11 protein-coding genes, 1 tRNA gene and 1 pseudogene are annotated in these 13,974 nt (G+C 50.7%); 9 read left to right on the forward strand and 4 right to left on the reverse strand.

Annotation, left to right across the window (positions count from 1 at the left end; genetic code table 11):
* Together GVI43_RS06595 and GVI43_RS16040 are read left to right on the forward strand one after the other, a co-directional pair.
* Positions 1-1,260, forward strand: a 1,260-nt coding sequence (locus GVI43_RS06595; protein ID WP_159566078.1) for an autotransporter family protein, incomplete at its 5' end; no start/stop codon positions are given.
* A 98-nt stretch (positions 1,261-1,358) separates the two neighbouring features.
* Positions 1,359-1,541 carry an IS1/IS1595 family N-terminal zinc-binding domain-containing protein gene (locus GVI43_RS16040; protein WP_425482129.1) on the forward strand — a complete coding sequence of 61 codons (183 nt, stop codon included), beginning with the start codon at positions 1,359-1,361 and terminating at the stop codon, positions 1,539-1,541.
* A gap of 273 nt (positions 1,542-1,814) precedes the next feature.
* On the opposite strand, the gene GVI43_RS06600 is transcribed toward GVI43_RS16040, so the two are convergent.
* Positions 1,815-1,909, reverse strand: a tRNA-Sec gene (locus GVI43_RS06600).
* Between the two features lie 168 nt (positions 1,910-2,077).
* Positions 2,078-2,473, reverse strand: a pseudogene (locus tag GVI43_RS06605) (helix-turn-helix transcriptional regulator); the annotation flags it as partial.
* A gap of 308 nt (positions 2,474-2,781) precedes the next feature.
* Between GVI43_RS06605 and GVI43_RS06610 the strand changes: the two are divergent.
* The 3 genes from GVI43_RS06610 (at position 2,782) to GVI43_RS06620 (ending at position 4,862) form a co-directional block, all read left to right on the forward strand.
* A complete protein-coding gene (locus tag GVI43_RS06610; protein ID WP_159566079.1) occupies positions 2,782-3,123 on the forward strand; it encodes a PsiF family protein in 342 nt (113 codons plus the stop codon).
* 209 nt (positions 3,124-3,332) lie between these two features.
* Positions 3,333-3,476: a type B 50S ribosomal protein L36 gene (gene ykgO / locus GVI43_RS06615; RefSeq protein ID WP_159566080.1), complete on the forward strand. Its 144-nt coding sequence runs from the start codon at positions 3,333-3,335 to the stop codon at positions 3,474-3,476.
* Between the two features lie 816 nt (positions 3,477-4,292).
* Positions 4,293-4,862, forward strand: a complete 570-nt coding sequence (locus tag GVI43_RS06620) for a YgjV family protein (RefSeq protein ID WP_159566081.1) — start codon at positions 4,293-4,295, stop codon at positions 4,860-4,862.
* A gap of 58 nt (positions 4,863-4,920) precedes the next feature.
* Here the strand turns inward: GVI43_RS06620 and selB are convergent, their stop codons facing one another.
* Positions 4,921-6,801, reverse strand: coding sequence for a selenocysteine-specific translation elongation factor (selB, locus tag GVI43_RS06625; RefSeq protein WP_159566082.1), 1,881 nt, complete (start codon positions 6,799-6,801; stop codon positions 4,921-4,923).
* On the reverse strand, positions 6,798-8,189 hold the full coding sequence (gene selA, locus GVI43_RS06630; RefSeq protein WP_159566083.1) for an L-seryl-tRNA(Sec) selenium transferase: 1,392 nt from the start codon (positions 8,187-8,189) through the stop codon (positions 6,798-6,800). The genes selB and selA overlap by 4 nt, the downstream gene beginning before the upstream one ends.
* Before the next feature lie 224 nt (positions 8,190-8,413).
* On the opposite strand from selA, the gene GVI43_RS06635 reads away from it, so the two are divergent.
* The 4 genes from GVI43_RS06635 to GVI43_RS06650 all read left to right on the forward strand — a co-directional run bounded on the left by GVI43_RS06635 (position 8,414) and on the right by GVI43_RS06650 (position 13,855).
* Positions 8,414-9,475: an NAD(P)-dependent alcohol dehydrogenase gene (locus tag GVI43_RS06635; RefSeq protein WP_159566084.1), complete on the forward strand. Its 1,062-nt coding sequence runs from the start codon at positions 8,414-8,416 to the stop codon at positions 9,473-9,475.
* A 386-nt stretch (positions 9,476-9,861) separates the two neighbouring features.
* Positions 9,862-10,947 carry an ABC transporter substrate-binding protein gene (locus GVI43_RS06640; protein WP_159566085.1) on the forward strand — a complete coding sequence of 362 codons (1,086 nt, stop codon included), beginning with the start codon at positions 9,862-9,864 and terminating at the stop codon, positions 10,945-10,947.
* 72 nt (positions 10,948-11,019) lie between these two features.
* Positions 11,020-12,789 carry an ABC transporter permease gene (locus GVI43_RS06645; protein WP_159566086.1) on the forward strand — a complete coding sequence of 590 codons (1,770 nt, stop codon included), beginning with the start codon at positions 11,020-11,022 and terminating at the stop codon, positions 12,787-12,789.
* Complete coding sequence (locus tag GVI43_RS06650; RefSeq protein ID WP_159566087.1) at positions 12,782-13,855, forward strand: ABC transporter ATP-binding protein; 1,074 nt, start codon at positions 12,782-12,784, stop codon at positions 13,853-13,855. The genes GVI43_RS06645 and GVI43_RS06650 overlap by 8 nt, the downstream gene beginning before the upstream one ends.
* Positions 13,856-13,974: the final 119 nt, after the last annotated feature.

Below are 13,974 nucleotides of genomic sequence, written 5' to 3' on the forward strand. Positions count from 1 at the left end.
AGCTCGGCGACCGATAAACTGATAGTGACCGGCGATACCTCCGGTAATACCGGCGTTGTTGTCAACAACGTCAACGGTGCCGGTGACCAGACGGTGAACGGGATTGAAGTGGTGAGGGTTGGCGGTGCATCTAACGGTACCTTTACGCTCAATAACCGTGCGGTAGCCGGAGCTTATGAGTACTTCCTGAATAAGGGCGGTGTTGCAACACCGAACGACGGCGGCTGGTATCTGCGCTCTCAGATCCCGTCACCAACGCCGGTTGATCCAACCGATCCGGATGCGCCGACGCCGACACTAACACCAACGCCTGCTGACAATATCATCCGTCCTGAGGCGGGCAGCTACATGGCCAATATGGCCGCGGCCGGTAAACTGTTTAACCTGCGCTTAGAAGATCGTGAAGGTCGGGCAGAGAACTCCAGTATGTGGCTACGTCAGGTGGGCAACCGCACCAAGTTCAGAGACACCAGCGGTCAGATTAAAACCGCCACCAACACCTATGTGATTCAGGGCGGCGGTGAAGTGGCGCAGGCACAGTTCAGCGATAAAGACCGCTTAGGCGTGGGCGTGATGCTGGGCTACGGCCAGTCAGACAGCCAGAGTGGGAATAGCCGCAGCGGTTATAGCTCCAAAGGCCGGGTTGACGGCTACAGCGGCGGCGTTTACGCCACCTGGTATCAGGATGCCAACACCCTGAACGGTCTGTATGTGGACAGCTGGATGCAGTACAGCTGGTTGAACGCGGATGTGAACGGCGAGCAGCTATCTAACGAGAGCTACGACATCGACGGAATGAGTGCCTCGGTTGAAGCCGGGTACCGTATGCCGGTTTATCAGGGCGAAAATGGCGATGTGTTTATCACGCCACAGGCTCAGGTAACCTGGAGCGGTATCAGCGCTGACGACCACCGTGAAGTTAACGGTACCCGCGTGACTTCATCGGGTGAGAACAACGTGCAGACCCGTCTGGGCGTGAAGCTGTCCCGTGACGGCGTGAGCGACGGCGACAAAGGTAAAGACAAGCTATTTACCGTGTATGCCGAAGCTAACTGGTTGCACAACAGCCAGCAGTCGGGTGCCGTGCTGGACGGCGTGGCGGTCAAGCAAGCGGGCAACGCTAACGTGGGCGAGCTGAAGCTGGGGGCCGAAGGTCAACTGAATAAGCACGTTAATCTGTGGACCAACGTGGCTCAGCAAATGGGTGATGAAGGCTATAGCGATACTGCGTTAACCGTCGGATTTAAATATAAGTTCTGATAATCCGCTAATAAAAGGCCCGCCATGAATAATGGCGGGCCTTTATCTTATCAACGGTCATAGTTTACGTTTTATCCGGATCAAGGAATGTAGAACATATGGAAATCAGATCTAAACCTTGCTGTCATTATTGCGAAGATAGCCGACACGTTAGAAAACACGGCACATCGCGAGCACGTATTCAGCGCTATTTATGCTCTGCCTGTAATAGAACTTTTCAGACCCGTTATATTTATCAGAGAAATAAATCTGATAGTAATCGTGTAATTAAAAATGATTAGATAAAGGACAAGATTATTCAGAAATTGCCCGTCATCTGGGAATGCAAATGAGGGATGATGGCTATAGCGATACGGAGTTAACCGACTGATTTAAATATAAGTTATAATAATCAGCTAATAAAAATCCTGCAATAATGATTGCGGGACTTTTATGCCCCCACAACCATATTGATTCCAGTTAATGAGTGCTAACAAATAGAGAACATAGTTATAGATTTATTCAGACCTTTATAAAGGTATCATTGAAGTTGGTTGACGACAGAAGAACCGAATTGGCGGAAAGTCACAGGAGTCGAACCTGCCAAGGACCGCTGGCGGCCCCATCTGGATTTGAAATCCAGCCGCCCCACCGGGAGCGATGACCTTCCATTTAGCGGAAAATGTACAATGAGCGAGATCGATGATTATACATATAAAACTCTAAGATTCGTATCCTCTATTTTTGGTTCCCCCGCCAACGGCCGTGCGCTAAAGGGCAATAGTGGCCTCATGCTTTTCTCTGCCATTCCACCTTTTCGGCCCCAATATCGGCCGGTTTAAAAGATTATTTCTCCGTATTTATCCCGATACTCTTTTGGCGTGATGCCGTGCTCTTTCTTAAATACTGAATAGAAATACTGTAATGACGGATATCCACACATCTGCGAAATTTCATTAATCGCCAGCGTACTGGCAGCTAAAAACTCACTGGCCCGGTTAAGCTTTTCCTGATGGATAAGCCCATGAATGGTATTGCCGGTTTCATCTTTAAAACGTTTCTCAAGGTTAGAGCGAGAGATACCAATGGCGTCCAGTACCTGTTCAACTTTGATGCCTTTACAGGCGTGATAGCGGATAAAATGCATCGCCTGAATCACCGCAGGGTCGCGCAGAGAGCGGTAGTCCGTTGAGCGCCGTTCAACGACTTTAATCGGCGGAACCAAAATACGCCGCTCGCCGATCTTTGCCCGCGGCTACCGCTGGAGCAATTACACACTCCTGTTGCCGAACGTCATCAGTACTATCAGCAAAAACGGGTAATTTTCAAGCAACTCTATCTGCAGTTGCTTCCGCTGTGCTAAATCATCTCAATCGGGCTGGCCATCTTGCGGTGGCCGGTACTGCTAGAATCTCAGAGTTGATAGCCGATTTTTCCGTTATTATTCAAACTCAATAATAATATTTCCCTTTCGCCCAGATGTTATTTAATTCGTTCAGGTCTATGCTTATAGCGTTATCCATTTATCCGAAGGAATTCACTATGCGAATGACCGTTGCTTTACCTCTATTGTTGAGCTTATGTTTTGCTTCCGGCGTCATGGCCGCTGATACCACGACTAAAGCTCCGTCCGAAGCTCAAACCGCCCAGCGTGAAAAAATGACCACCTGTAATAAAGAAGCTGCGGATAAATCACTCAAAGGTGATGAGCGTAAAGCGTTTATGTCTAACTGTCTGAAAGCCAAACCAGCCGCTGAAGAAGGTAAGAAAATGACCCCGCAGCAGCAAAAAATGGGGGCTTGTAATACCGAAGCCGCCGGTAAGGGCCTCAAAGGCGAAGAGCGTAAAACCTTTATGTCTAGCTGCCTGAAAAAAGCCGCGTAATAACGATTTACTGAGTTTATTTCCCAGCAGAATGCCCGTTTAAGGGCGTTCTGCTGACTGCTTGTTGCTGTTCTTTCGCTAGTTAATCCTTTCTGCTTTACCTCCGACAGCAAATCCAATAGCAAGCCCAACAACATTTAGGCTTGAATTCGTTCGCAGAAAAGCGCATGATATTGTTATATTATAACATATCAATTCATGAGGTATTTATGCAGGTTTTAAGCTCTCTACGCTCCGCTAAACGGCGCCATCCCGACTGTAAAATAGTTCGTCGCAACGGCAGAGTCTACGTGATATGTAAGTCGAATCCGCGGTTTAAAGCGGTGCAGGGCGGTAAGAAAAAGAAGCGTTGATGATATTGAAAGAGCCTTGGCTTTTTTGATTTTCGGCACCGATAGGCTGGTAGGGATACTTCTCCGGCCTGCTAGCTTTTGGGGTCAGTTCAAAAAAACGGGATGACGACCCTAGGACAGGGGCAAAACCAAAGAAAATAGCCCTCTCCCTGTAAGCGCTTACTAACATTCTTTACCATCATCCCGCCTACCCGATAAAAGCCTACGCCCATATAATTCAAAGTAGAGGTCTATAAAATGGCTATTTATTAGTCAGATAAACGCGCCATCCCTATCTATGTTAGTAACCACTAACATAAAACAGCCATTTTGCGTTGCATTTCCAATAATAGAGCCCTATAAAACACGATAAGTACTCAATCGGCTCATATAACGTTTATTGTCTACACCCACAGCCGTTCTACGCTGTCAGCGAATTATTCACCGCAAGAGGAAAGCGCCATTTCTCGTTTTTACTATTTGTTGTCATTTCAGAATAAAGCAAACGCAAACGCTATATGGAACAAAAATAACCAGACATCTGACTTTATTTATAGCGCTAAGCAGCCCGGTTATAGGTGGTTGAGATAAAGCATGGTAAATTATTAACCAAGTCGTCTATTACTACAGTTACTCCCCACAATGACCTAATAACGCATATTCTGACCAGTCTTCGGTGGATCCTTTCACCCATTTTTCTACGTCTGTACCCAGAGCTATCAGCGCGCAAGAGAAGCTCGATACATATCGAGTCAACGAACGCCGTTACCACCTCGAGTACCACAGGTATATCGTTCTATACGGAAATACCGCCATTTATTACAAGGGCATGATGTTATGACATATTATTGGATTGCTCAGTCTATCGGGGGCTTAGCATTTCTGGTCGGTATCACGATGTTTTTTAACCGTAACGAACGCGGTTTTAAGTACCAGCTTTCCGGCTATTCGGCCATTATGAGCATCCATTTTTTTATGATGGGAGCCAATGCCGCCAGCATGAGCGTGCTGTTAAGCGCCATACGAACCCTAACATCAATTTGGTGGCGCAGCGTTTGGGTGATGATGATTTTTATTGCCCTGACGTTCACCTTAGCCACCATCAAAATCCAGCATCCGATCGAAATTCTACCCGTTGGCGGCACCATCGCCAGTACTTGGGCCATGTTTCGCACCCACGGATTAAAAATGCGCAGCATTATGTGGTGCTCAACCGTCTGCTGGGTTACCCATAATATCTGGATCGGCTCTATTGGCGGATCGCTGATTGAATCCAGCTTTCTAGTCATGAACGGCTTTAATATTATTCGCTTCTACCGCATGCAGAAACGCGGCATCGACCCGTTCGCCGTTGAAAGCAAAGCGGTTAAGGCAAAAGAGTTAGAAGAAGCCCAAAAGAATAAATAACCAAAACCAGTAAGTAGATAGCGATACCCGAACCCAACCAGGCCGGGCATCGCTCTATCTAGTCCAAAAACAAACCACTATCGCGCAACAAATGGTCATTCCCCTGCCGACGGGTAAATCCACTGCGATCAAAAAACTCCAGCACCTGAATCGCCAGCTTACGCCCGACCCCGAGCCTGTCGCGAAAATCTGCCGCACAGGTACTTCCCTGAGTGGTGTGCATCGTTCGGATTAAATCAGCAAACTGACGAATTCGGCCGCTCAGATAGTAGCGATCCTTAACCACCGCCGTCACGTGGCCTAGCTGGGCCCCTTTACGCAGCACCGCCCTGACCTGCTGCTCATCTAACCCCAGCTCCGTTGCCAAATCGCGCACCCAGTAAGGCTCGTCGCCAAACTGAGTCGCTAAACGTTCCCATACGGCTAGCTCTTCACCGGTAAAGGCTAGGCTAAACTCGGGCAGATGCAGCCAGCCACGGCTGTTACTCACTACCCCATCGCTGAGTAAATTATCGATTAAAGCAAATACCAACCCTTCAGGCTCAGAAGGCAAAGCCATACGCCGCAAGCGGGCGCGGCCGAGTCCGAGTTGATCTAAATGCTGCTCATGGAAAATTCTGAGGGTTTCAGTCAGGCAGTGTCTGAAAGCATCCTCTTTACTTGGGTCCAGCGCCGTATCACCCACCACTTTCGCCTGAGCATTAGCCAGCAAGTTCTGAAGCCCGGCATCCGTTAGCTGACGCGCCCAGCCAAACTCCGCCAAAGACAAACTACCTTCGACCAAGCGTAAACCAAGAATCTGAGCGTCATTGGTGGCCAGACTAAGCTGATGCAACCGCTCTAAATATTCCGGCTGGCGTTTACCCCGGCGCGGCGGCAAAAGGGATAATACCCGCGCCCCGCCCAACGTTTCGCGGGCGCTGATGTCCCGCACAATAATCCGGTCATTTTCCACCAGCAATAGCGGCTCATCGAATACCAGCTCTACCAGCACCTCTCTGCCGACGCTCATCGCCTCGTCCTGCAAGAGAGAAACCCGACCGGTTGTATGGTTCACCGAGTGATGAAGGTGCACCGATTGCCAGTGGCGCAGCGGTTTATCACAGTGCAGCAAAGCCAGCACCCGATCGCGGCTCTCCGGCGGTTGCTGCTCAAGCAGCCAATCGCCGCGGCTAACCTCTTGTTTACTAATATCACCGGCAATGTTCAGGGCAATACGATCGCCAGCTCCGCCCTGCTCCGACGGTTGATTCTGAGCGTGAATGCCTCTGACCCGAACCGGACGATGAGCGCCGCTCAGCCACAGCGTGTCGCCAATCCTGACTTTTCCGCTAAAGGCAGTACCCGTCACGACCAAGCCACTGCCCTTCACGGTAAAAACACGGTCTACCGCTAAGCGGAAGCGGTGCTCGGTTGCCTGAATATTATCAAGGCTGGCCTGATGCAGAGCAACCAAGCGCTGGCGAAGCTCAGCAACGCCGGTTCCTGCCGGAGCAGCCGTGACAAACATCGGGCAGTCATGCCAGCCCTGAGCGTTAAGCTCATCGCTAACCTGTCGCCGAACTTGATCAACCCGATCTACGCTCACGCGATCGGCTTTAGTCAGCGCCACGGTAATTGCCGGAACCCCGACCAAGCGCAAAATCGCCAAATGTTCACGCGTCTGGGCCATGATGCCGTCATCGCAGGCCACTACCAGCAAGGCATGCTGTACGCCGTCAACGCCGGCCAGCATGTTGGCTAAGAATTTTTCATGTCCGGGAACGTCAATAAAGCCTAGCACCTGACTGTCTGCCAACGGAAGGTAGGCATAGCCGAGATCGATAGTCATTCCCCGGCGTTTTTCTTCCGGTAGCCGGTCGGTGTCACCGCTGCCGGTCAGGGCCTGTAGCAAGGTAGATTTGCCGTGGTCAACGTGCCCGGCGGTTGCAATAATCATGCTAACAGCATCTCCAGCAGTTTACTTTCATCCTGAAGGCAACGTAAATCCAGCCACAGCTTACCTTCTTGTAAACGACCAATCACCGGCACCGGCAATCTGCGCCACTGCTCGGCCAAGGCTTCCAGCGTGCGACCGCGCCCGTCTTTTGGCGTGAAGGTTAATGCATAGCTGGGGAGGCGATCGACCGGTAGCGAGCCGCTGCCGATTTGCGACAGGCAAGGCTCTGCCTCTACGTTAAACCGATCGCCGTATTTTTGCCGTAAAGGAGATAAAAGCTGCGCCGCCATTTGCTTCATTTCCGACGCATCGCGGCTAAGTAATCGCAGAGTTGGCAAGGTTGACCGGAGGCGATCGGGCTGTTGATAAAGACGAAGCGTCGCTTCCAGCGCGGCCAGCGTGATTTTACCCGCCCGCAGCGCCCGCTTCAGCGGATGACGCTGTATTTTGTCAATCCAGAACTTAGAGCCGACAATAATCCCGGCCTGTGGGCCGCCTAAAAGCTTATCGCCGGAGAAGGTCACTAAATCTACGCCCGCCGCAATCAGATTCTGTGGCATCGGCTCTGCCGGTAGCCCGTATTGCTGTAAATCAATCAAAGAGCCGCTGCCCAAATCGGTGGCGACCGGTAGGTTTAGCTCACGGCCCAGCGTAACCAGATCCTGTTCATCTACCGCGGCGGTAAACCCCTGAATGCTGTAATTGCTGGTATGAACCTTCATCAGTAGGCCGGTGTTTTCATTCGCCGCATCGCGATAATCGCGTAGATGGGTACGGTTGGTGGTTCCGACTTCAACCAGTCGGCACCCGGCCTGACGCATCACGTCCGGTACCCGGAACGCTCCGCCAATTTCAACCAGTTCACCGCGAGACACTACCACGTCTTTGCCCGGCGCTACGGTTGCCAGCATCAACAGCACCGCCGCCGCATTGTTATTAACGATACAAGCCGCCTGTGCGCCGGTTAGCTCGCAGAGTAGGTCAGAAATGACGTTGTCCCGGTGGCCGCGGCCTGCGCCGTCGAGATCGTATTCCAGCGTAACCGCATTACGCATTGCGCTGGCAACCGCCTCTATCGCCTCTTCGGCCAAAAGCGCCCGCCCCAGATTGGTATGCAGCACGGTACCGCTTAGATTAAACACCGGCTGTAGCCCCGGCCGCAGCTTGGCGGTTAAATAACGCTGCGCCTCACCGGCCCAGTCAGAAGCCCAGGCAGGTAGGCTGGCGGTGCGGGTAATTTCCTGTCGGGCCAGATCCTGTAAATAACGCAATGACTCAACCGCTAAATGCTGACCAAACTCCAACACCAGCGCAGACATTTCTGGCTCATTGAGTAAACGGTCAACGGATGGGATTTGGCTATAAAGAGACTGAGTCTGGCTATTCATTATTGCGGCCTGTTAAAAATTAATAACGCTAATATATCGGCTAGTTGCCGTGAGGTGAAGCGCGAGGTTTACCGCTCGGGGCTCATGTCCAGAAAATGGTGAAAATAATGAATAACAACTATGCTTAGCGGGAATAAACAGACTCCACATCTTCATCAATCCAATCAGCTTTTGATAGCCTTTATTCGTTCAACCCCACAAGCATTACAAGGTATATAACCATCATGTCTATGAATATTCGCAGCTTTGCCGCAACCGCCGAAACGGCACCTGTCGCTTTACACCACATTATTCGCCGCGACCCACGAGAAAACGATGTGGTGATTAACATTGCTTACTGTGGCGTTTGCCACTCTGATATCCATCAGGCCCGCAATGAGTGGCATAACACAATTTATCCGGTAGTACCGGGGCATGAAATTATTGGTCAGGTTACCGCCGTGGGTACAAACGTGACTAAGTTTAAATCAGGCGACTGGGTTGGCGTTGGCTGTATGGTCGACTCCTGCCAGCACTGCGCTTCCTGCGCTGAAGGCCTTGAGCAGTTCTGTGAAAACGGCGCTACGTTCACCTATAACGGCAAAGATCGCCACGACGGTAGCATGACCTACGGTGGCTACTCAGAACAAATCGTTGTTTCAGACAGGTTTGTATTAACCCTGCCGGAAAAGCTCGATCCTAAATCTGCCGCACCGTTGCTATGCGCCGGTATTACCACCTATTCACCGCTGCGCCACTGGAATATTGGCAAAGGTCACAAAGTGGCGATAGTTGGCCTTGGCGGTCTGGGCCATATGGGCGTGAAGTTTGCCAAAGCAATGGGCGCAGACGTGACGCTGTTTACCCGCTCAGCCGGAAAAGAACAAGAAGCGCTGCGCTTAGGTGCCGATCGCGTGGTGCTATCCACTAATCCCGATCGAATGAAAGAGTTAGTGGACCATTTTGACTTCATTCTTGATACCGTGCCGCATCAGCATGACCTCAACCCATATATTGCCGCGCTGAAGCGTGACGGTGTCCATGTGTTAGTTGGCCTGCTGGAACCGATAGAGCCAGCCTTTCACAGCGGGCCGCTGGTAAGACGCCGTAAGACGCTGGCCGGTTCACTGATCGGTGGTATCCCTGAAACTCAGGAGATGCTCGATTTCTGCGCCCAGCACGACATTACCTGTGACGTGGAGATGATTAATATTCAGGACATTAATCAGGCCTATACCCGTATGCTGAAAAGCGATGTGAAGTACCGGTTTGTGATTGATATGAAGTCGATTGAAGTAGAAGCATAGGGATTTTCTTGCCCTCTACTACCGTCATCCCGGCGAAAGCCGGGACCCAGATTTAACGAACAAACTGACGCTTAGCCAAAGGCCGATATGCTGACATTCAAAGCAATATCGGCAGCCTGAAAGCCCTCTTTTTCTTTCTCAGCCTAGACTCAACCACAAAATAAATCCGTTAATCCCCCCGAAGTAACCCACCGTCATAACTTTGAATTACGTCACATTTAATTAACATTCCATTATCACTTTCTTGCCATTGATTGTTTTTTAACCATAATTATTATTCTGCAGGTTGATATATACCCAAAATAATTAGCGTTGCAGCAAGGCCGCAGGCGGGCTAAATCCGCTGCGACGTCAACTACCACGGGAACTAAAATGGGAATGTAAGCATGTCAAAAAAATTGAACCTACTCATGGTCAGTATGCTAGCCCTCAATATCGGTGCTGCCGCTGCCGCTCCTGAAAATTACCCGGCCGACTATCAAAAAATTATCGATGCCGCCAAGAAAGAAGGCAAAGTGGTTATCTATTCAACCACTGACACCGCGGCGGCCGCGCCAATCATCAAAGGCTTTGAGACGCTCTACCCTGGGATCTCGGTTGAATATAACGATATGAACAGCACGGAATTGTATAACCGTTATATCAGCGAACAGGCATCATCCAGCGGCAGCGGCGACGTGGTGTGGAGCTCGGCGATGGATACCGGGGTCAAACTCGCCATCGACTATGCTCTCCCTTATAAATCGCCTGAAGCCGGTAAGCTTCCGTCATGGGCGGTCTGGAAAGATACCGCCTACGGTACCACTTATGAACCGCTGGTATTTATCTACAACAAGCGCCTGCTTAAAGAAGATGAAGTACCGAAGTCCCATTCTGATTTAGCGGCGCTGGTTAAATCACACCCCGATCGGTTCAAGAACAAAGTCACGACTTATGATATCGAAAAGTCAGCGCTGGGCTTTATGCTCTCCGTTGAAGACACCAAAAACGATGCCAAATACTTTGAGCATCTAAAAGACATTTCTAGCGCCGGTATGGTGGTTCAGTCATCGACCGGTACCATGCTGGAACGGGTATCTTCGGGTGAAAACCTAATTGGTTACAATATATTAGAACCCTATGCTAAAACCCGGGCGGCTAAGGATTCGTCCCTCGGCATTGCCTATCCAAAGGATTACACCTTAGTGCTGTCACGCGTAAGCTTTATCAGTAAACAGGCTGAGCATGCCAACGCAGCCAAACTGTGGCTGGACTATGTGTTATCTCAAAAAGGACAGGATATCTTAGCCAATCAGGCCAATATTACCTCCATTCGTGACGATATTACCGGAGATAACGACGTAGCCGGTACCACAAAACTCTTAGGTGATTCGTTAAAACCTATCCCGGTCAATGAGAGCCTGCTGGAATACTTAGAGCAGAATAAGCGGCTGGAATACCTGAAGAAATGGCGGGCCACCACGGGGAAATAACCCAAGGCTAACTTAACGGCAAAGACAGTCTGCCTTTGCCGTTAACATTATTATTATAAATAGGGTTCGACTATGTACTCATTGCGCAGAATAAAGCAGAGCTTACCGCGCGGTGCAGTAGTGTTTTTAACGGCATTATTTATCTATGGACCGTTGGCGCTTATTGTCACCCAAAGCTTTCTTTCGGCCCCGTTTTTTGTTCCTAATAAAGTTTTTACTCTGGATGCTTATCGCTTCGTTTTTGACGATCCGGATTTCTATAAGGCGCTAAAAAGCGGATTTATTTTAGCTTTTGGTCTGGTAGTTATTGTTATTCCATTGGGCGGAATTCTGGCGTTTTTGATCGTCAGATGTGACCTTCCCGGTCGCCGCTGGATTGAACCAATGATACTGGTACCGGTATTCGTTTCACCGATGGTGCTAGGCTTTGGCTATGTGGTCGCCGCCGGTCCGGTCGGATTCTTCTCTCTGTGGATGCAGGATATTATTGGCTTCGTGCCGTGGAATATCTACTCGATGACCAGTATCGTGATCATCGCCGGGCTAACGCACGTTCCTCATGCCTATTTGTATATTTCATCGGCGCTGCGCAACATGGGGTCGGACGTCGAAGAAGCGGCGCGCATTTCCGGCGCATCGCCATTACGGGTGATGGTGTCGGTCAGCCTGCCGATGGTAAGACCGGCCATTCTGTTCGCTACCGTACTGCTGTTTTTTCTTGGGCTGGAAGTGTTTGGCCTGATGTTAGTACTCGGCGATCCAGAGGGAAATCTGGTACTGGCAACCTATCTGTATAAGCTCACCAATAAGCTCGGCATTCCATCTTACCATCTGATGGCCGTGGTGGCGGTGGTGCTAATCAGTATTACCGTACCGCTCATTATGCTTCAGCGTCGTCTGATGCGAACCAATAACCGCTTTGTCACGGTGAAAGGTAAAGCTTCGCAGTCCCACGTTTTACCCTTAGGCAAGTGGCGTTGGATCTCTGCCAGCATTGTCGTTCTCTGGCTGATAGTGACTATTTTCGTTCCGCTTACCGGCATACTGCTGCGGGCATTTGTCTCCAACTGGGGAGTCGGTGTCTCGCTATTTGACCAACTGTCTCTCGACACTTTCCGCACCGTGTTCTCTCAACCGAACCTGATACGCGCGATTATTAACTCGGTGGCTATCGGCGTATTCGGCGGTGCGCTGGCGGTTATCTGTTACACCTTTATCAGTCTGGCCATGCACAGAAAGCCGGACCGCGTCACCCAGTTCTTGGATTACAGCATTTTGGTACCCCGGGCAGTGCCGGGATTACTGGCCGGTCTGGCGTTTTTATGGGTATTTCTGTTCACCCCAATGTGGATGGATAAGTCCCTCGCCAATGGCTATATGTCGATCATTCCGGGCTCAGAATGGATCCGCGAGAATGTGATTGTCTGGATGCGTACGGTGCGCAATACCATCTTCAGCGTTTGGCTGGCCTATACCGTGGTGTGGCTGGCCTATGGCCTGCGGCTTATCTCATCGGCGCTGTTACAGGTCGGGGCCGAGCTGGAAGAAGCGGCGCGCAGCACCGGCGCACGGCGCAGTCAGGTAACCCGACATATTACCGTTCCGCTGGCCCGATACGGGCTTATCGGCTCATGGCTATTGATGTTCCTGATTTTCGAGCGTGAATATTCTACCGGCGTCTACCTGTTGTCACCCGGCACAGAAACCATCGGTTCGATGCTGGTTTCCCTGTGGGCCACCGGTGCCGTCGATATTGTTGCCGCCCTATCGTTTATCAATATTGTATTGGTCATGCTCGGATTAGGCATCGCCCTGCGTTTTGGAGTAAAACTCAATGACTGAACTTCTGGTAGAGAACCTGCATCTGGACTACGGCACCAACCCGGTGCTTAAAGGGGTGTCGATGCAGCTACACAAAGGGGAGGTTGTCACGCTATTAGGTCCCTCTGGTAGCGGGAAAACCACTTTATTACGCGCCGTTGCCGGGCTTGAAGGCCCAAGTAAAGGGCGAATTACCCTTGGCGATCGGGTTATTTATGAGGGCAGCACCGGCAAAGAAATTCCGGTAGAAGAACGTAATCTGGGGCTGGTGTTTCAGTCTTATGCCCTGTGGCCTCATATGACTATTTTCGACAATATTGCCTACCCGCTAAAGCTGCGCAAAGTGTCATCCGCAGAAATTAAACAGCGGGTTCAGGCAGTACTAGAACAGTTAGGTTTGGGCCAGCTAGGCCAGCGCTATCCTCATCAACTGTCAGGCGGACAGCAACAGCGCGTGGCTATCGGCCGCGGACTGGTCTACAACCCGCCGGTGCTTTTATTAGATGAACCGTTATCAAACCTCGATGCCAAGCTGCGAGAAGAAGCCAGGGTGTTCCTGCGCAGGTTGATTGTCGATCTCGGGCTATCGGCCCTGATGGTCACCCACGATCAGAACGAAGCCATGGCCATATCCGATCGTATTCTGTTGCTCAATAACGGCGTCATTGAGCAACAGGGAACACCGCAGGAGATGTACGGCACGCCCAAGTCGCTGTTTACCGCCGAGTTTATGGGCAGTAACAACCGGCTCAACGGCCGGATTGTGGAGCTAAAAGACGGCTATGCGCGTATTCAAGGCGCTAGCTGGAATTTATGGGGCAAACCGGTGGGAGATTTAGCCGTAGGGCAGGAGGTGATGGCCATCATTCGGGTAGAACAGGTGAAGCTCAACGACAATGCTGAAGGGAACTATCTGGAATTACCGTTGCTGACACAAATGTATCTTGGCAGCCACTGGGAATATTTATTCCGCGAACCTGACGATAACTCTCCGGTATTACGGGCCTTTGGCACTCACCAACCGTACAGCGGGCAGTGCCGCCTATCGATGCCGATGGATCAGGTTTGGGTGTTTCCGAGGGAATGAATCAGCCCGTGTTCTCGCCTTCGTCACTCCGGTGCAAACCGGGGTCTAGCCTTTAAGCCGAGTGCTAATTTGTCAGTTAAAATCTGGGTCCCGGCTTTCGCCGGGATAACAACATGTTC

This window comes from Budvicia diplopodorum (assembly GCF_009800925.1).
In the GTDB taxonomy this organism is placed as follows: domain Bacteria; phylum Pseudomonadota; class Gammaproteobacteria; order Enterobacterales; family Enterobacteriaceae; genus Budvicia; species Budvicia diplopodorum.